The organism is Streptomyces sp. NPDC088794 (assembly GCF_044750545.1).
GTDB lineage: Bacteria > Actinomycetota > Actinomycetes > Streptomycetales > Streptomycetaceae > Streptomyces.
Genome location: NZ_JBIVKB010000005.1, coordinates 522473 through 539693, shown reverse-complemented (window position 1 = coordinate 539693; position 17221 = coordinate 522473). Strand labels below are relative to the sequence as shown.

Annotated in this window: 17 protein-coding genes; 4 read left to right on the top strand and 13 right to left on the bottom strand. The window is 70.8% G+C overall.

The genetic code is table 11. The features are described 5' to 3' along the window. Nucleotides 1–136: 136 nt before the first annotated feature. Together ACIP6U_RS18040 and ACIP6U_RS18035 are read right to left on the bottom strand one after the other, a co-directional pair. On the bottom strand, nt 137–1837 hold the full coding sequence (locus ACIP6U_RS18040) for a hypothetical protein (RefSeq protein ID WP_401718321.1): 1701 nt from the start codon (nt 1835–1837) through the stop codon (nt 137–139). Nucleotides 1838–2006: 169 nt separating this feature from the next. Then, entirely contained in the window at nt 2007–2258 is a 252-nt protein-coding gene (locus tag ACIP6U_RS18035) for a helix-turn-helix transcriptional regulator (protein WP_124001697.1), read from the bottom strand. A gap of 32 nt (nt 2259–2290) precedes the next feature. On the opposite strand from ACIP6U_RS18035, the gene map reads away from it, so the two are divergent. Next, nucleotides 2291–3058, top strand: coding sequence for a type I methionyl aminopeptidase (gene map, locus ACIP6U_RS18030; protein WP_401718317.1), 768 nt, complete (start codon nt 2291–2293; stop codon nt 3056–3058). A 174-nt stretch (nt 3059–3232) separates the two neighbouring features. Here the strand turns inward: map and ggt are convergent, their stop codons facing one another. Then, entirely contained in the window at nt 3233–5032 is a 1800-nt protein-coding gene (ggt, locus tag ACIP6U_RS18025) for a gamma-glutamyltransferase (RefSeq protein WP_401718314.1), read from the bottom strand. Between the two features lie 129 nt (nt 5033–5161). Here ggt and ACIP6U_RS18020 point away from each other — a divergent pair, with 129 nt between their 5' ends. Continuing rightward, nucleotides 5162–5920, top strand: a complete 759-nt coding sequence (locus tag ACIP6U_RS18020) for a hypothetical protein (RefSeq protein ID WP_401718311.1) — start codon at nt 5162–5164, stop codon at nt 5918–5920. Between the two features lie 116 nt (nt 5921–6036). Beyond that, the gene (locus ACIP6U_RS18015) at nt 6037–7602 is read left to right on the top strand and encodes an alpha/beta fold hydrolase (RefSeq protein ID WP_401718308.1); all 1566 of its coding nucleotides are present in this window, start codon (nt 6037–6039) and stop codon (nt 7600–7602) included. A gap of 46 nt (nt 7603–7648) precedes the next feature. Here the strand turns inward: ACIP6U_RS18015 and ACIP6U_RS18010 are convergent, their stop codons facing one another. The 5 genes from ACIP6U_RS18010 to ACIP6U_RS17990 form a co-directional block, all read right to left on the bottom strand. Continuing rightward, a complete protein-coding gene (locus ACIP6U_RS18010) occupies nt 7649–8527 on the bottom strand; it encodes an amino acid ABC transporter permease (protein ID WP_401718306.1) in 879 nt (292 codons plus the stop codon). Beyond that, a complete protein-coding gene (locus ACIP6U_RS18005) occupies nt 8524–9168 on the bottom strand; it encodes an amino acid ABC transporter permease (RefSeq protein ID WP_401718303.1) in 645 nt (214 codons plus the stop codon). Before ACIP6U_RS18005 ends, ACIP6U_RS18010 begins: the two co-directional genes overlap by 4 nt. Beyond that, nucleotides 9165–10079 carry a glutamate ABC transporter substrate-binding protein gene (locus ACIP6U_RS18000; RefSeq protein WP_401718300.1) on the bottom strand — a complete coding sequence of 305 codons (915 nt, stop codon included), beginning with the start codon at nt 10077–10079 and terminating at the stop codon, nt 9165–9167. The genes ACIP6U_RS18005 and ACIP6U_RS18000 overlap by 4 nt, the downstream gene beginning before the upstream one ends. Before the next feature lie 17 nt (nt 10080–10096). Beyond that, complete coding sequence (locus tag ACIP6U_RS17995) at nt 10097–10840, bottom strand: amino acid ABC transporter ATP-binding protein (RefSeq protein ID WP_401718297.1); 744 nt, start codon at nt 10838–10840, stop codon at nt 10097–10099. Nucleotides 10841–10966: 126 nt separating this feature from the next. Continuing rightward, a complete protein-coding gene (locus tag ACIP6U_RS17990; RefSeq protein ID WP_124001689.1) occupies nt 10967–11374 on the bottom strand; it encodes a DUF6278 family protein in 408 nt (135 codons plus the stop codon). 176 nt (nt 11375–11550) lie between these two features. On the opposite strand from ACIP6U_RS17990, the gene ACIP6U_RS17985 reads away from it, so the two are divergent. Next, nucleotides 11551–13338, top strand: coding sequence for a GDSL-type esterase/lipase family protein (locus tag ACIP6U_RS17985; RefSeq protein WP_401718294.1), 1788 nt, complete (start codon nt 11551–11553; stop codon nt 13336–13338). Between the two features lie 19 nt (nt 13339–13357). Here the strand turns inward: ACIP6U_RS17985 and ACIP6U_RS17980 are convergent, their stop codons facing one another. The 5 genes from ACIP6U_RS17980 to ACIP6U_RS17960 all read right to left on the bottom strand — a co-directional run bounded on the left by ACIP6U_RS17980 (nt 13358) and on the right by ACIP6U_RS17960 (nt 17217). Further along, on the bottom strand, nt 13358–14140 hold the full coding sequence (locus ACIP6U_RS17980; RefSeq protein WP_401718291.1) for an exodeoxyribonuclease III: 783 nt from the start codon (nt 14138–14140) through the stop codon (nt 13358–13360). 37 nt (nt 14141–14177) lie between these two features. Beyond that, the gene (locus ACIP6U_RS17975; RefSeq protein ID WP_401718288.1) at nt 14178–14813 is read right to left on the bottom strand and encodes an MBL fold metallo-hydrolase; all 636 of its coding nucleotides are present in this window, start codon (nt 14811–14813) and stop codon (nt 14178–14180) included. 91 nt (nt 14814–14904) lie between these two features. Beyond that, complete coding sequence (gene pcaC, locus ACIP6U_RS17970) at nt 14905–16110, bottom strand: 4-carboxymuconolactone decarboxylase (protein ID WP_401718286.1); 1206 nt, start codon at nt 16108–16110, stop codon at nt 14905–14907. A gap of 234 nt (nt 16111–16344) precedes the next feature. Beyond that, on the bottom strand, nt 16345–16818 hold the full coding sequence (locus ACIP6U_RS17965) for a CAP domain-containing protein (protein ID WP_401718283.1): 474 nt from the start codon (nt 16816–16818) through the stop codon (nt 16345–16347). A 243-nt stretch (nt 16819–17061) separates the two neighbouring features. Continuing rightward, nucleotides 17062–17217 (bottom strand): hypothetical protein, encoded by a 156-nt coding sequence (locus ACIP6U_RS17960; protein ID WP_401718281.1) that lies wholly within the window; start codon nt 17215–17217, stop codon nt 17062–17064. Between the last annotated feature and the right edge of the window lie 4 nt (nt 17218–17221).

Sequence of the window (17221 nt, the reverse complement as noted above, 5' to 3'; positions counted from 1 at the left end):
AACAGGCCGTAGAGGGATGAACGTAAGCCTCCGGGAGAGCCTTGCCAAGACCATCGTCGTTAACCCGCGGAGTCGATCACGTTTCACACTCCGGTGGGTGAGCCGCGCGGCCGGTCAGCGGGGTGACGGGGATGCCTCAGGCCGAGAAACCGGCGACCCGGAGGGCGTGCACCAGGTCCCAGTGTCGCTCTTCGGACACACCTTGCGCAGCTTCGAGCAGCAGCGGAGCGAGGGCCTGCGGGTCGGGCTCGGCGCTGCGGGCCGCCTCCTCCGGGGTGCGGACGCGGACGTACGCGTCCAGCAGGGCGCGCACCTCCCGCCGGCGCCCCTGCGCCACCAGCTCCAGAACGGCCTGTCCGACCTCGACGGCGGGCCGTGCCACGCCCTGCCGCAGGATCTGCTCCCCGTCGGTGTCGCGGCCCGCGGCGACCAGGGCGTCGGCCGCCGCGACGAGCCGGTCGGCGGGCAGGGACGCGGCCTCCCAGAGCAGGGTCGCCCAGTCGGCGCCGAGCCCGGCGCGGTGCAGTTCGGCGGCGAGCATGGGGAACCGGGCGGCGGGCCAGTAGGCGGCCTCGACGAGCAGCGCGTGCGCCTCGCCGCTGCGGCCCTCGGCACGCAGCCGCACCAGCCGCCCGACGGCCTCGACGACCTCCAGCGGAGCCCCGTCGTCCACCGACTCGCTCTTCCCCTGCGCCTTCACCCGCTCGTTCCCGGCGGCGGCCCCGGCGAATCGCGCGCCACGGGGGGTCCTGCGGCCGGTCGCGGCCGGCGCCTGCGGGCTCGGCTGGGCGGTCGGCGGTACGACGACGGGGGCGGCGTCCGCCTCGGCCATCCCGGCGAACCGCGCACTGCCCCGGCGCCGCTTGCGCTGCTTCTGGGCAGGGGGCGCGGGCTCGGGTTCCGCGGGGGACGGATCGGCGGGGGCCGGCTGCTCGGCGAACGGATCGTCGAAAGCGGGCTGCTCCTGGGCCGGCCAGTCCTGCCCGGACTCGTCCTCGCCGTGCCAGTCGTGGGCGGAGCGGTCCTGGGAGGACTCGTCCCGTGCGGGCCAGTCATGGCCGGGCCGCCCCTGAGCAGGCTGTTCCTGGGCGGGAGCCTCCCACTCGGGCTCGTACGCACCCCGCTGCCGCGGGAACCCGGTGTCGCGGGCGTCCCACCCCTCGTCGCCGGCGGAGGCCTCGCGCGCACCCCATCCCTCGCCCCCGGCGGAGGTGTCGTCGACCCAGCGCACGGGCCCCTGACCGGCGTGCCCTTCTCCCGCCTGTCCCTCTCCGGCCTGTCCCTCTCCGGCCTGCCCGCGGTGCGTCGCCTCCGCCCGGCCGCCGGTCGTGCGCCGGTCCAACTCGGCCATGCGGGAGTGGAGTTCGGCGCAGCGGGCGGTCGCCCGTTCGTGGTCGTCGTGGGCCCAGGCGAGGTCGAGGCGGAGGGCGTCGGCCTCCTCACGGGTGGCCGCGGAGGCGAGCAACCGGCTCAGTTCCGCCTGCCGTTCGGCCGCGTAGCGCTGTTCGCGGAGCATGACGTCGAGGCGGTCGCCGAGGGCGTCGCGGGCGCCGGGCCGGGCGTCGTGGTCGAGGAGTGCGGCGGAGTGCAGGGCGCGGATCCGCTCCTGCTCCTGGGCGGCGGCGCGAGGGCCGTATGCCGCGGCCAAATCCTGGAGGAGCGCTTCCAGTACGTCCCAGGGCGGTATCTCACGCCCGTCGAGGCAGGCCTGCATGCCGTCGGGATCCCGCTGCCAGAACACCGCGCACCAACCGCCGGCCTGGTCGAGACGCGCCACCAGGCCGTTCAGGTAGTTCGCGAACTCCCGCACCCTCCCCGGGAGTTGATCCACAGCCATCGCCCAACTCCCGCCAGACCGGAGCACTCCGGTTCGTAGGCAACACCAGCCGTGTTACGGGGTTGCTACGTTAGGTTTTCAGTCGGCGCGCAGCCACCTCATTGCGGGATCTTGACCAATGTGCGACCGGCGCGCGACCAACCCGCGTTCCATGGACGGCCGGCCCGGGTCAGACGATCACCAACTCGCAGCGCGTGGCCAGTTCGTCCATCGACAGACCGAGGGCGCGGGCCAGCGCGACGACCGTGAAGAAGGCCGGCGTCGGGGCCCGTCCGGTCTCGATCTTGCGGAGGGTCTCGGCGGAGATGCCGGCGCTCGCGGCCACGTCCGTCATGCTGCGCCCGCCGCGGGCCTCGCGGAGCAGCCGCCCGAAACGCTCGCCGCGTTCGCGCTCTTCGGTGGTGAGAGGGGTGCGTACCATGCCGTCATTCTAATACCGGTATAGTAATTGGCATGGTGGAACTCAAGACAGACACATCGCTCGACGCCATGTACGCAGCGGGACAGATCGTCGGACAGGCCCTGACGGCCGTACGGGAAGCCGCTGACGTGGGCGTTTCCCTGCTGGAGCTGAACGAGGTGGCGCATGGCGTACTGCGCGCGGCGGGCGCCGGCTCGCCCTTCCTCGGCTACCGCCCCTCCTTCGCGCCGACCCCGTTCCCGGCCGTCCTGTGCGTCTCGGTGAACGACGCGATCGTGCACGGCATCCCGACCGGCTACCGGCTGCGCGACGGCGACCTGGTCTCGGCCGACTTCGGTGCCGAACTGAACGGCTGGGTGGGCGACTCGGCGATCAGCTTCATCGTCGGCGAGCCGCGCCCGGCGGACGTGCGCATGATCGAGACGGCCGAGCGGGCACTCGCGGCGGCCATCGAGGCGGCCGTGGTCGGCAACCGGATCGGGGACATCGCCCACGCGATCGGCACGGTCTGCCGGGCCGGCGGCTACGGCATCCCGGAGGGCTTCGGCGGCCACGGCATCGGCCGGCGCATGCACGAGGACCCGGGGGTCCCGAACGAGGGCCGCCCCGGCCGCGGCTTCCCGCTGCGCCAGGGCATGGCCATCGCCATCGAGCCGATGCTGATCGCCGGTGGCGGCGACGACTACCACGCGGCCCCCGACGGCTGGACCCTGCGCACGAACGACGGCTCCCGCGCGGCGCACGTGGAACACACGGTGGCGATCACGAACAACGGCCCCCGCATCCTGACGGCCCGCTGAGCGGGGCAACCGCCGAGCGGGAGGGCCGAGCCCTGCGCGCCAGGGGGCGTGTCCGCCGAGCGGAGAGTCGGAGCCCACCGAGTGGGGGCGGACCCGCCGAGCCGAGGCCCGCAGGGCCGCCGGGGCGGAGTGGTTGTGAGTCCGCCCCGGCTCCCCGCACAGTGTCCGTGCCGGCTACGGCGCCGGGTGCACCACCATCGCCGAGCCGCCACCCCGCCGTACCGTCTCCGCGGCGGCCAGCCACTTCCCGTTCGGCAGTCGCTGCACGCCCGTGGCCGCTCCGATCTCGGGGTTGAGCGTGAAGGAGTGCCCGATGGCCTCCAGCTGCGTCCTCAAGTCGCTGTTGTAGAGGCCGGGTTCGAGTTCGGTCTTGGCCGCGTTGCGCTGGCTGGCGCGCGGCGCGGCGATGGCGTCGACGAGTGGCAGGCCGCGGTCGAGGAACTCGGTGAGCGTCTGGAGCACGGTCGTGATGATGGTCGCGCCACCGGGCGAACCGAGTGCCACCACCGGCTTGTCGTGCTTGTCGAGGACGATCGTCGGCGAGATCGACGAGCGCGGGCGCTTGCCGGGCCCGGGCAGGTTCGGGTCGTGCACGGCCGGGTTGGCCGGGGCGAAGGAGAAGTCCGTCAGCTCGTTGTTGAGCAGGAACCCGCGCCCGGGGACCGTGATCCCGCTGCCGCCGGTCTGCTCGATGGTGAGCGTGTAGGCGACGACGTTCCCCCACTTGTCGGCCACCGTGAGGTGCGTGGTGTTCTCGCCCTCGTACGTCGTCGGTGCCGCCGTGCCGCCGGCCCCGCAGGCCGCCGGGTGCCGCGGATCGCCGGGCGCCAGCGGGCTGGTGAGCACCGCGTCGTCCTTGATCAGGCACGCGCGCGAGTCGGCGTACTTCTGCGAGAGGAGTTCCTTCGTGGGTACGTCCTCGAAGGCGGGGTCGCCGACCCAGCGCCCGCGGTCCGCGAACGCGATCCGGGTCGACTCGATGAAGTGGTGCAGGTACTGGACCTCGCTCGCCTTCGAGAGGTCCGTCTTCTCCAGGATGTTGAGCGCCTCGCCGACGGTCGTGCCGCCGGAGGAGGAGGGCGCGATGGAGTAGACGTCGAGACCGCGGTACGAGGTCTCCGTGGGCGCCTGGAGCTTGGCGCGGTAGGCGGCGAGGTCCTTGGCGGAGAGCTTGCCGGCGCGGGCGTTCCAGCCGGAACCCGGGTCCACCGGCGGGTTGTTGACCGTGTCGAGGATGTCCTCGCCGAGGTCGCCGCGGTAGATCGCCCCGACCCCCTTCTTGCCCAACTCCTCATAGGTACGGGCGAGTTCGGGGTTCTTGAAGGTGGAGCCGACGACGGGGAGCTGTCCGCCCGGCAGGAAGAGCTTCGCGGTGTCCGGGAAGTAGCGGAACCGGGTCTCGTTGGATGCGGTCTGCGAGCGGAACGTGTCGTCCACGGTGAAGCCGTCGCGGGCGATCCGTTCGGCGGGCTTGAGCACCGTGCCGAGTCTCTTGCTGCCCCACTTGTCGAGCGCCGTCTGCCAGGTGGCGGGCGTGCCCGGCGTGCCGACGCTCAGGCCGCTGCTGACGGCGTCGGCGAAGGCGAGCGGCTTGCCGTTCTCCAGGAAGAGGCCGGAGTCGGCGGTCAGCGGCGCGGTCTCCCGGCCGTCGATCGTGCGCACGGTACGGGACTTGGCGTCGTAGTAGACGAAATAGCCGCCTCCGCCGATGCCGGAGGAGTAGGGCTCGGTGACGCCGAGGGCGGCGGCCGTGGCGACCGCGGCGTCGACCGCGTTGCCGCCCTTCCTCAGGACCTCGATGCCGGCGGCCGAGGCGTCGGCGTCGACGCTGGAGACCGCGCCGCCGTAGCCGACGGCCACCGGGACCTTCCGAGCAGTGGTGTCCTGGGCGGCCGGCGGCGCTGCCGCCCCCACCGACACCACGGCGGCCGAGACCGCCAGGACCGACAGTTTCCGTGCGACAGGGCGACGCATCCGTACCTCCAGTAAAAGGCCGTCCGCGCAGCCTATGCCATCACCATGCCCACGTCAGGAGCGCGCGGAAGCATGGCCGACACCATGGCTCGAACACGGGTTTGCCCGGGCCCGCTAGCATGCGCGCCCATGAATGACGACGTGCGCAACATCGTCCTGGGCGTGCTCGCGGCCGGCATCAGTGCCGCGCTCGGCTGGCTGGCCCGTACGTACCTGTGGAAGCGGAAACTCCGCCGCAAGCAGGCCTTCTTCGGGCTGCCCGACAACTCCGAGTCGCTGCTCGTCGTGAACCGGGACGCGGGCAGCCCCGATCTGTCGGTGCACCGCTACGACGTGTTCGCCCTGCTGGAGCTGTCGGCACTCATCAAGGACTGCGGGGCCCACGCCGAGGTCATCACGCAGGACGTGGCCCGGCAGGGTTTCGGCGAGCGGACGGAGTTCTGCGTCGGCGGCCCGGGGTCGAACCGGCGCATGGCTGCCCACATGCAGGCGATGCTGCCCGGGGTGCGCGTGAACATCGCGCCGGAACCGGGCCCGGACAAGCTGGCGTTCCAGATCGGCAGCGAGCGCTACCGCATGGAGAAGGGCGTGGCCGAACACGTGCTGCTGGCCCGGCTCACGGCCGGCCAGCCCGGCATGACCAGACCCGTGTTCCTCTTCAGCGGCCAGACCGCGATCACCAACCAGGCCGCCACCCGCTATCTCGCCCGCAACCACGAACGGCTGGCCCGCAAATACGGCAACAGCACGTTCGTCCTCCTGCTGAAGGTGGTCAACTCGCAGGCGTACGGCCCCGATGTGGCCGAGCTGGTCGCGGACGTGACCCGGGCGGCCCAGGCCCCTCTGCCGACACCCACCCCTACGCCCAACTCCCACCGCGCCTCCTGAGGTCGCACACATTTCAACAATCGTTACTCGCACGTAACTTACCGACGGGTTACTTGCGGTAAGCGACCGCGGTTACCGTCGGGTCACTTTCCACTTACACGAGTGAGGAGTGACCCGTGGGACTCCCTCGCAAGGCCCTGCGTACGACCGCCGTGGGCGCCGTCTCCGCGACTCTGGTCGCCGGAAGCGCCCTCGGACTCACCCCTGCCGCCCAAGCGGCGGACGCTGTCCGTTTCGTAGACATCAGCGGCGACGGCGGCACCGTCCTCAAGGCGAACGTCATCACGCCCACCGGCGCCGACGGCACGCACCGCTACCCGCTGCTGGTGCTGCCCACCAGCTGGGGTCTGCCCCAGATCGAGTACCTCGCCCAGGCCCAGAAGCTCGCGAACTCCGGCTATGTCGTGGTCAGTTACAACGTCCGCGGCTTCTGGCAGTCGGGCGGCGAGATCGACGTGGCGGGCCCCGCCGACACGGCCGACGCGTCCAAGGTCATCGACTGGGCACTGGCCAACACCCCGTCCGACGCCCAGCACATCGGCATGGCGGGCGTCTCCTACGGCGCCGGCATCAGCCTGCTCGCGGCGGCGAAGGACCAGCGGATCAAGGCGGTTGCCTCGCTCAGCGGCTGGTCCGACCTGATCGGCTCGATCTACTCCGGCCGCACCCAGCACGTCCAGGCCGCGGCCCTGCTGGACGGCGCGAGCCTGGTCACCGGCCGCCAGAGCCCCGAGATCCGGTCGATCTTCGACGACTTCTACGCCTCCGACCTGTCCCGGGAACAGGACATCATCAACTGGGGGAAGAAACGTTCGGCCGCCACATACGTGGATCAACTCAACAAGAACGGCGCGGCGGTCATGATGGCCAACGCGTGGGGCGACACGATCTTCCCGCCCAACTCGTACGCGGACTTCTACGAGAAGCTGACCGGACCCAAGCGGCTGGAGCTGCGCCCAGGCGACCACGCCACCGCCGAGCTGACCGGGCTGTTCGGCCTGCCCAACGACGTGTGGACCGACACCGAGCGCTGGTTCGACCACTACCTCAAGGGCGCCGACAACGGCGTCGACCGCGAGCAGCCGGTGCGGCTCAAGTCCCGTTCCAGCGGCGGCTACGAGGGCTATCCGGACTGGAAGTCGGTCGCCGCGACCGAGCGGAAGATCGCCCTCGGGGGAACGACCACGATCCACACCAACGTCGACTCGGGCGCGGACGGCGGGATCATCTTCCTGTCCAGCATCCTCGACCAGGTGGCGCAAGTGCCCCCGATCGCCTCGATCCCCCTGCTCCCCCGCCGCTGGGCCGCCGTGTGGCAGTCGGAGAAGTACGCCGACGCCCAACACGTGCGCGGCACCGCGAAGTTGCACACCACTCTCACTCCGACCGAGGAGAGCGGCACCCTCGTCGCCTACCTGTACGACGTGGGGCCGCTCGGCCTCGGCAAGCTGGTCAGCAACGCGCCGTACACCTTCCACGGGCTGACACCCGGCAAGCCGTTCGGCGTGGACCTGGAGCTGTACTCCACGGCCTACGACGTTCCGGCAGGGCACCGGCTGGCCCTGGTCGTCGACACGGTCGACCCGCTCTACATCGAGCACAACCCGTCCGGCGCGCGGCTGACCTTCTCCTCACCGGCGAACGACCCGTCGTACGTGTCGATTCCGCTGCGCGAGCAGTGATCTCCGGCCGACGCCGGGCGGGTATGGCTCTGTGACTGCTGCCCCCTTACGGTCCAGGGGCCGTGGGGGGATCCCCACCCGGCAGCAGCGTTCCGGGCGCGGCCGCGGTGACGTCCACGGCCTCGGTCTTGGGACTGCGCTGCTCCCGCCGGGACACCCATCCCGCGAACCAGGAGAGCAGCATGCACATCCCGATGTAGATCGGTGAGATCACCAGCACCACGGGGATGAACGGCAAATCGTAGTCCAGGTTGGAGGCGATCAGCTTGCCGGCATGGAGGAACTCCTCGTAGGTGATGAGGTATCCGAGGGAGGTGTCCTTCAGGGCCACCACCAACTGGCTGATGATGGCGGGCAGCATCGCCCGCACCGCCTGTGGCACCAACACATGGGCCATGACCTGGGACTTGCGCATCCCGAGCGCGAACGCGGCCTCCCGCTGGCCGCGTTCGACGCTGCCGATGCCCGAGCGGAAGACCTCGGCGAGCACCGAGCCGTTGTAGAGGGTGAGTCCGGCGACCAGCGCGGGCAGCGGCTGCACCTTCAGCGCCACGAAGACGAAGAAGATCATGACCAGGACGGGCATGGCCCGGAAGAACTCCACGAGCACGGTGGCCAGCCAGCGCACCGGACGGTGGTCCGACAGCCGCCCGGCCGCGAGCAGTCCGCCGAGCACCAGCGACAGGGCGCCCGCGATCGCGAAGGCCTTCAGTGTGTTGCCCAGGCCCCGCAGCAGGAGCTCCTGGATGCCCTTGTACTCGAAGGGCATCCACTTCGTGTACGTGAACTGGCCGGTGTCGAACAGGAGATAGAGGATCCAGCCCAGCAGGCCGAGGATCACGACGGTGGACAGGACACCGTAGGCGAGGTGCCGTTGGCGGGTCCTGGGGCCCGGGATGTCGTAGAGGGCGGAGGCTTCGGTCATCGGGCGATACCCCACTTCCGCTCCAGCACGTTGAACAGGGCGCTGATGGCGAGGGTGATGATCAGGTAGCCGACGGCGATCCAGACGAAGGTCCAGACGATGTTGTAGCCGAGCTCGCTGAGCGTCCTGTACGTGCCGAGCAGTTCGGTGACGCTGAACGCGCCGGCGATCGCTGAGTTCTTGGCCAGCGCGATGAGCGTGGAGCCGACCGGCGGGATCACCGAGCGGAACGCCTGCGGCAGCACGACCAGCGCGAGTGTCTGCCCGAAGGTCATGCCGAGGCTGCGGGCCGCCTCGCCCTGCCCCCTGGGCACGGTGTTGATGCCGGAGCGCAGCGCCTCGCAGATGAACGCCGAGGTGTAGCAGCCCAGGGCGAGGATCGCGAACACCTGGAAGGGCAGGACGAGTCCGAAGCGCGGCAGGCCGAGCAGCACCGCGAAGAACAGCAGGGTGAGCGGAGTGTTGCGCAGGACGGTCACCCACGCGGTGCCGAAGACCCGGAAGGACCCGACGGGGGCGACCCGGAAGGACGCCATGACGAAGCCGAGGACCAGGGCCAACACCGAGGAGTACACGGTGAGTTCGACCGTGCCGAGGAAGCCGTCGCCGTAGGTGGAGAAGTTGTCCGTGAGTACGTTCATGAGCCGGCCTGGTAGCGGTCGATCGCGGGCGGGGTCGGCGCGGGGACGCCGGACAGACCGAGCGTGGCCTCGTACGCCTTCTTCCAGTCGCCGTTCTTCTCGCGGGCCTGGAGGGCGTCGTCGAGGGCGAGGCGCAGGGCGTTGTCGGAGTGCGGGACGCCGATGCCGTACGGCTCCTTCGAGAACGGCCTGCCGACGACCTTGAGTTCGTCGGGCACCTTCGCCGCGTAGCCGATGAGGATGGCGTCGTCGGTGGTGACCGCGTCGACCTGATAGGTCAGCAGGTTGTCGACGCAGACCGAGTAGGTGTCGTAGGCGACGAGTTCGGCCTTGGGGTAGTCGTCCTTGATGCGCTGGTACGGCGTCGAGCCGGCCGCCGAGCAGACGCGCTTGCCGTCGAGGTCTCCGGGGCCGTGGATGTCGTGCTCGTCCGTGCGCACCAGGAGGGACTGACCCGCCATGTAGTAGGGACCGGCGAAGCCGACGAGCTTCTTGCGGTTGTCGTTGATGGTGTAGGTGCCGACGTAGTAGTCGATCTGGCCGTTCTGGAGGGCGGTTTCGCGGTTGGCGGAGGCGATGGTCCTGAAGCGGACCGACGTCGGGGCGAGGCCGAGGGAGGCCGACATCATCTTGGCGATCTCGATGTCGAAGCCTGAGTAGGTGCCGGTCGCCGGGTCCTTCTCGCCGAGGTAGGGCTGGTCCTCCTTGGCGCCGACGACGAAGTGGCCGCGCTTCTCCGCCCGCTTCCAGGTCTTGGACGAGGTCAGCTGAAAGCCCTGCGCCACCCGGTAGTCGGGCAGCTTGTCGGCCGCCGGGCCCTTGCCGGGCGGACTGCCCTCCTTGCCGCAGGCCGCCGCGAGCAGCGCCACGGACACGGCCAGGGCCGTGCGCACACGTGTGGTACGGAACATGGATCGCGCTCCCCCGCTCAGTGCTTGAGGATCTTTGACAGGAAGTCCTTCGCGCGCTCGCTGCGCGGGTCGGTGAAGAACTCCTCGGGGGTGCGGTCCTCCACGACCCGGCCGTCGGCCATGAACACGACGCGGTGCGCAGCGGAGCGGGCGAAGCCCATCTCATGGGTGACGACGACCATCGTCATGCCGTCGCGCGCCAACTGCCGCATGACTTCAAGGACTTCGTTGATCATCTCGGGGTCGAGGGCGGAGGTGGGCTCGTCGAACAGGAGCGCCTTGGGCTCCATGGCGAGGGCGCGGGCGATGGCCACGCGCTGCTGCTGGCCGCCGGAGAGCTGCGCCGGGTACTTGGGTGCCTGGGAGGCGAGGCCGACGCGGTCGAGCAGGTCGAGGGAGCGCTTGTCGGCGTCCTCCCGCTTGCGGCGGCGCACCTTCGTCTGGGCCAGCGAGACGTTCTGCAGCACCGTCTTGTGGGCGAAGAGGTTGAAGGACTGGAAGACCATGCCGACGTCGGCGCGGAGCCTGGCGAGCGCCTTGCCCTCCTCGGGCAGCGGCCGTCCGTCCAGCAGGATGGTGCCGGACTGGATGGTCTCGAGGCGGTTGACCGTCCTGCACAGTGTCGACTTCCCCGACCCCGAAGGGCCGATGACGACGACCACCTCCCCCTTGCCGACGGTGAGGTTGATGTCCTGCAGGACATGCAGCTCCCCGTAGTACTTGTTGACGTCACGCAGTTCGATCAACGGATCGACGGCCATTCGCAGCCCTACTCACTGTCAGCTGTGTCGTGGTTGCCGCAAACTATCCACACCGGAGAGGAGTTAACGCACGACACGCACTTTTCGGGCATTAGCCGTATTTACGTCGAACTACGAGTCAAAGGTTCACACCTCGGCGACCTCCGCGTACAGCTGGGAGAGTTCGGGAACTCCGGTGTCGGCCCAGTCGTGACCCGACTCGACGACGTCGAACTCGCGCCCGGACTCGAGCCGGACGACGGGCTGGCCGTCCTCCCGGATCTCCCAGGCGGCGCCGGCCACCGTGCGCACGATGACGGTGCCCAGATAGAGGCCGGCGTCGTTGCCGAGCCACGGCAGCGTCTCCGCGTCGTCGCGCCAGCGCGGCAGCAGTTGGTCCAGGGCCTCCAGCGAGGCGACCGTGTCGTCGAGCCGGACGCCCTCCTGGGACGCCTGTGAGCGGAGCAGTTCGCACTCGGAGAGGAGCTCACCGACACCCTCCGAGTTGTGCACCGGGGGGACCTCGCGACGCTTGCCCAGGAAAGGGATGTTCATACGTTCAGCCTCGCACCGGGTACCGCCCACGCACCACAGGCGCGCGGGCCATGGATTCGGCAAGAAGGAGGGCGTGCCGCCGAGCGGCGCCCGGCCCGCGAGTGTCGCCCGCGCATCGCTGTGACCTCCCCTTACCGTCTGCACGTCAGTGATCACTGTGCGAAGGGAGACCGGGCGTGCGTCGACGGTCGCTGGGACGAAGAATCACCGCCGCCGCGGTCGTGCTGCTCGGTCTGGTCACGGCGGCCGGGCCCGCGAGCGCGCAGGCCACGGGGTACGTGGAGAGGACCCGGGCCGAGGAACCGCTCCCGCTGGAGCAGCTCTTCGACAACACGGCCGTCAGCGACGACGCCCTCCCGGGCCAGGCCGACTTCGACGGCTCGGGCGCCTCGCTGTCGGCGCGCGACCTCACGGCCGCGGGCTGGACACCCGGCCGCACGCTGACCGTGCAGGGCGCCGACCTGACTTGGCCCGACCGACAACCCGGCGAGCCGGACAACGCGACCGCCGCCGGCCAGTCCGTCCTCCTGACCGGCACCGGCGACGCGCTCGCCTTCCTGGCGACGGCCACGGGCGGCAGGGCGGCCACCGGCTCGGGCACGGTCTCGTACGCCGACGGCAGCTCATCGGCGTACCGACTGACCGCCCCCGACTGGCGCACCGGCGCCCTCGCCACCAAGGCCGTCACCCTCCCCCACGTGAACACTCCCGCCGGTCAACTCACCTCGCAGGCACGGCTGTACGTCGTCACCGTGCCGATCACACCCGGGCGCGAGGTCGTCTCAGTACGGCTGCCGAGTGCGGCGGGGCTGCATGTGTTCGCACTGTCGGTGCGCGCCAAGTCCGCCGGTTGGACGGGGAGTTGGACGGCCTCGACGTCCGGGTATCCGGCGGTGGGGCCGTGGACCGACCGGACGCTGCGGCTCGTGGTGCACACCTCGGTGGGCGGCCCGCGGGTGCGGCTGCGGTTCGACAACACCTTCGCGGCGGCGCCGGTACGGATCGGGGGCGCCACCGTGGCCGTGCAGTCGGCGGGGGCGACCGCGCGGGACGTGCCGGTCGCACTGTCCTTCGGGGGCGCGGCGGGTGTCGAAGTCCCGGCCGGGGCGCAGGCGTTCACCGATCCGCTCGGCTTCGAGGTGCCCGCCGACACCAATCTGCTGGTGAGCTTCCATCTGCCGGACACGGTGGCGACGGTGGCCGAGCACCGGCTCGCCAAGCAGCGCTCGTACCTGAGCACACCGGGCGACCACACGGCGGACAGCGCCTCGACGGCGTACACCACGACCCTGACCACCTGGCCGCTGCTGACCGGTGTGGTCGTGAGCGGCGGGCCCGGGTCCGTGGTGCTGCTCGGGGACTCGATCACCGATGGCGCCGGGTCCACGACGGACTCCAACCGGCGGTGGCCCAACGCGCTGGCCACGCGGCTGCTCGCGCAGAATGCGGTGCCGCGGTACGGGGTGCTGAACCAGGGGATCTCCGGCAACCGCGTGGTCGCCGAGATCTACCACGGCGAGGGGATCTCCACGGACTCCACCGGGGTCGACGCCCTCAACCGGCTCGACCGGGACGTCCTCGCCCAGACCTCGGTGCGGACGGTGATCGTCTTCGAGGGCGTCAACGACGTGCGCTGGCAGGCGACGGCCGCGCAAGTGGTCGCCGGGCTGCGGGAGATCGCGGAGCGTGGCCACGAGCGGGGGCTGCGGATGCTGGTGGCCACGATCCTGCCCTGCGCGGGCGAGGTGCGGTGCACGGCCGCCGTCGACACCCAGCGGGTCGCCGTCAACACCTGGATCCGGGCCAACGACGTGTTCGACGGCGTCGTCGACTTCGACGCGGTGCTGCGCGACCCCGCGCAGCCGGCCCGCCTGCTGCCCGCGTACGACGGCGGCGACCACCTGCATCCGGGAGAGACGGGGCTGGCCGCGCTGGCGGGGGCGGTGGACCTGACGCTCCTGTGACGGCCCGGCGCCTGTCCTGCTACGGCACGTCGAGGTCGACCACCACGGGCGCGTGGTCCGAGGCGCCCTTGCCCTTGCGCTCCTCGCGGTCCACGTAGGAGTCGGTGACCGCCTTGGCGAACGGCTCGTTGCCGTACACCAGGTCGATGCGCATGCCCCGGTTCTTGGGGAAGGCGAGCTGGCGGTAGTCCCAGTACGTGTACGGGTGGTCGTACTTCAGGGGCCTCGGTACGACGTCCGACAGGCCGGCCTCGCGCAGGGCGGCGAGGGCGGCGCGCTCGGGCTCGGTGATGTGGGTGAGGCCCTCGAAGGCGGCCACGTCGTAGACGTCGTCGTCCGTCGGCGCCACGTTGTAGTCGCCCAGGATCGCGAAGGGGCGGCTGCCGGTGGCGTCGTCCGCGACGGCCGCCTTCAGGGCCTCGAACCACTGGAGCTTGTAGGCGTAGTGCGGGTGGTCCACCTCGCGCCCGTTCGGCACGTACACCGACCAGACGCGGACCCCGCCGCAGGTCGCCGAGACGGCACGGGGCTCCTCGGCGCCGTCGTACTCGGGGCCGCCGGGCAGGCCCTTGACGACGTCCTCCAGGCCCACCCGGGAGAGCACCGCCACGCCGTTCCACCGGCCGGTCGCGTTGACCGCCGCCTCGTAGCCCAGCTCGCGCAGCTGGTCGAACGGGAACTGCGCCTCGGCCAGCTTGGCCTCCTGGAGGCACAGCACGTCCGTGCCGCTGCTCTCCAGCCAGGCCAGCAGCCTCGGCAGGCGGGCGGTGATCGAGTTCACGTTCCAGGTCGCGATACGCATGCCTCACAACCTACCGGGCGGGTCTGACAACCCGGTCTCAGACCTCCGCGGAGGCCCCCGGCGCGAGTCGAAGATGCTCCGCGCCGCCGAGCGCGCCGATCTGGTGGTCGTAGATCGGGCGGGCCAGGTCGGTGAGGAGGGCGTCGTGGATGTCGTACGCGCGCTGCGGCTTCACCTCACGGACGTACTCGATGACCTCGGAGATCTTGTTCCAGGGCGCCATCACGGGGAGCATCAGCGTCTCGACCTGCTGGTCGGGGACGGTGAGGGCGTCGCCGGGGTGGAAGACCTGGCCGCCGTCGACCAGGTAGCCGACGTTGGTGATGCGCGGGATGTCCGGGTGGATCACCGCGTGCAGTTCGCCGTGGACCTGGACGTCGAAGCCGGCGGCGGTGAAGGTGTCGCCGTGGCCGACGGTGTGGACACGGCCCGGGAACGCGGCCGACAGCTGCTGGGCCACGGAGGCGAGGGTCCAGATCTCGACGGCGGGGTCGGCGTCCAGGGCCGCGCGCAGCTTGCCCTCGTCGAAGTGGTCGGGGTGCTCGTGCGTGACCAGGATCGCGTCCGCGCCGGCGGTGGCGTCCTCCTCGCTGAACACTCCGGGGTCCAGGACGAGCGTCCGACCGCCCTTTTCGAGGCGTACGCACGCGTGCGACTTCTTCGTGAGCTTCATGGTTCCCATCCTGCCGCTTCGCGCGCGGGGGTGGGCGGTCGAGGCTGATGCCTTCGCTGCCAGGCTGTTTTCCCGGCAGCGGAGGGGCCCGTCACTCCGTCGGAGTCGTCTCCTCGCGGATGACCTGCTGCGCCACCTTGAAGGCGCTGTTGGCGGCGGGCACTCCGCAGTAGACGGCCGCCTGGAGGAGCACCTCTTTGATCTCGACGGGGGTCAGACCGTTGCGCAGGGCGGCTCTGGTGTGGAAGGCCAGCTCGTCCAGGTGGCCGCCCGCGACCAGGGCGGTGAGGGTGACACAGCTGCGGGAGCGCCGGTCGAGTCCGGGCCGGTCCCAGATCTCGCCCCACGCGTACCGGGTGATGAACTCCTGGAAGTCGCCGGAGAACTCGTCGGCCTGCGCCAGCACCCGGTCGACATGCGCGTCGCCGAGCACCTCCCGGCGGACCTTGATCCCGGCGTCGTACGGATCGGGCCGTCCCATCGGATATGCCTGCGGCGGTACGACGACGGGGGCGATCTCGGCGATCGGCGTGGCCTGTACGGGCGGTGCGCTCAGGACGGGCTTGACCGGGACCGGCGGGATGGCCGTCTGGCCGGTGGACGAGTCGAAGGCGGGCTGCCAGGCGGTGGAGAAGTGCCGGACCAGGAGGTCGGTGACCGCGGCGGGCTGTTCGACCGGGACCAGGTGGGAGGCGCCGGGGACGACGGCGAGCCGGGCGTCCGGTATGCCGGCGACCAGCGTGCGGGCCTCGGCGGGGCCGGTGACCTGGTCGTCCGAGCCGACCAGGACCAGGGTCGGCACACCGATCCGGGACAGCTCGGACCGTACGTCGAACGCGGCGAGCGCCTCGCAGGCGGCGATGTAGCAGCCGGGGTCGGTGGTCCGCACCATCTGTACGGCCCAGTCGGTGATCGCGGGCTGCGCGGCGGCGAACCCGCTGGTGAACCAACGGTCGGGAGACGTACGGGCGATGGGATCCAGCCCGTTGGTCCGCACGATCACCCCTCGCTGCCGGAACTCGTCGGCGGTGCCGAAGCGCGGCGAGGCGGCGAGCAGCCCGAGCGAGGCGACCCGCTCCGGGTGGCGCAGCGCCAGCTCCATACCGACCGCACCGGCGAACGCGCAGCCCGCGTAGCCGAAGCGCTGCACACCGAGCCCGTCGAGGGTGACCAGCAGCCGGGCGGCCAGCTCCGACACCGAGCCGGCCGGGTAGGCGGGCGCTCCGCCGTGTCCGGGCAGGTCGTAGCGGAACACGCGCCACTGCTTGACCAGTTCGGGGATCTGGCGATCCCACATGTGCCAGGTGGTACCGAGCGACGGCCCCAAGATCAGGACCGGAGCTTCTTCTGGCCCGTCAAAGCGGTACTGCAAGGGCGCGGCAGTCGTGTCACTCACTCGACTCACGCTCTCATATCTCACGATTTCTCACGCGCCTGGGTCGCAACCCCGCGCAAGGCATCCCATGTTGTGGCGGGCTCGCGAAGATCCTGTACGCCGCCGTGGAGGAGCCGTTCACCACGGCTTCGGGTCCTAGCGGGCCGTGCCGAAGTCCTGTGTCCAGTAGTCGCCGGGGCCGGCACGGCCGACGCCGATCTCCTTGAACCGGCAGTTCAGCAGGTTCGCCCGGTGCCGGTCGCTGTCCATCCAGCCGGCCATGACGGCCTGCGGCGTGGGATAGCCGGAAGCTATGTTCTCGCCGCCCGCGCTCCAGGCGTAGCCGACCCGTGCGTACCGGTCCACCAGGGTCGACCCGTCGGAGCCACGGTGGGAGAGCCTCCCGTGCGCGGCCATGTCCCTGCTGTGGCCCCGGGCGGCCCTGCCGAGCTTCCGGTCGACCGTCAACGCCGCGCAACCGGCCTTCGCACGCTCGCTGTTGACGAGGGAGACCAGGGTCCTGAGGTCACCTGCCGCGGCGGCCGGGGTCGCGGTCGGAGCGACCACGGCCACGAAGGCCGTCAAAGCCACGGCTGCTGTCCGGCCGTGCTTCCTGTACGGATTCGTCATGCGGCTCCCCGTCTGTCCGGTGCGTCGAGTATCGGACGTCGCAGGGAGGCGATCGGGGCAAGTGGCCGAACAGGAACGGATGTTGAGCGCACCATGCCCGCGGCCGACGCCATGAGGCCGTCGACCGACGCTATGTGATCCTCTTCGGGTTCCCTTGCGTCGCACCATGCCGGAGGCCCCACCGGAGTGACGTGGACGTCGCTCCGGTGGGGCCTTCGTGCTCACTCGACCGACAGGACCGGGTCAGCGGGAGGTGAAGAACTCGACGACGTGACGGGCCAGTTCGTCGAGCGTGTCGAGGGCGTACTCCCGGGGCTCCGGTCCGGATTCCTCCACCCGGAATCCCGGCCCGTCTCTGCGCGCGCGGAACACCCGGTCGTCCTGGTGGCGCGGGGGCACGGTG

Excerpts from the sequence above, each read along its gene's own strand:
- map (WP_401718317.1), top strand. The coding sequence starts at position 2,291 with ATGGTGGAACTCAAGACAGACACATCGCTCGACGCCATGTACGCAGCG.
- ACIP6U_RS18040 (WP_401718321.1), bottom strand. The coding sequence starts at position 1,837 with ATGGCTGTGGATCAACTCCCGGGGAGGGTGCGGGAGTTCGCGAACTAC.
- ACIP6U_RS17975 (WP_401718288.1), bottom strand. The coding sequence starts at position 14,813 with ATGAAGCTCACGAAGAAGTCGCACGCGTGCGTACGCCTCGAAAAGGGC.
- ACIP6U_RS17965 (WP_401718283.1), bottom strand. The coding sequence starts at position 16,818 with ATGACGAATCCGTACAGGAAGCACGGCCGGACAGCAGCCGTGGCTTTG.
- pcaC (WP_401718286.1), bottom strand. The coding sequence starts at position 16,110 with ATGTGGGATCGCCAGATCCCCGAACTGGTCAAGCAGTGGCGCGTGTTC.
- ACIP6U_RS17995 (WP_401718297.1), bottom strand. The coding sequence starts at position 10,840 with ATGGCCGTCGATCCGTTGATCGAACTGCGTGACGTCAACAAGTACTAC.
- ACIP6U_RS17980 (WP_401718291.1), bottom strand. The coding sequence starts at position 14,140 with ATGCGTATCGCGACCTGGAACGTGAACTCGATCACCGCCCGCCTGCCG.
- ggt (WP_401718314.1), bottom strand. The coding sequence starts at position 5,032 with ATGCGTCGCCCTGTCGCACGGAAACTGTCGGTCCTGGCGGTCTCGGCC.
- ACIP6U_RS17990 (WP_124001689.1), bottom strand. The coding sequence starts at position 11,374 with ATGAACATCCCTTTCCTGGGCAAGCGTCGCGAGGTCCCCCCGGTGCAC.
- ACIP6U_RS18005 (WP_401718303.1), bottom strand. The coding sequence starts at position 9,168 with ATGAACGTACTCACGGACAACTTCTCCACCTACGGCGACGGCTTCCTC.
- ACIP6U_RS18020 (WP_401718311.1), top strand. The coding sequence starts at position 5,162 with ATGAATGACGACGTGCGCAACATCGTCCTGGGCGTGCTCGCGGCCGGC.
- ACIP6U_RS18000 (WP_401718300.1), bottom strand. The coding sequence starts at position 10,079 with ATGTTCCGTACCACACGTGTGCGCACGGCCCTGGCCGTGTCCGTGGCG.
- ACIP6U_RS18010 (WP_401718306.1), bottom strand. The coding sequence starts at position 8,527 with ATGACCGAAGCCTCCGCCCTCTACGACATCCCGGGCCCCAGGACCCGC.
- ACIP6U_RS18035 (WP_124001697.1), bottom strand. The coding sequence starts at position 2,258 with ATGGTACGCACCCCTCTCACCACCGAAGAGCGCGAACGCGGCGAGCGT.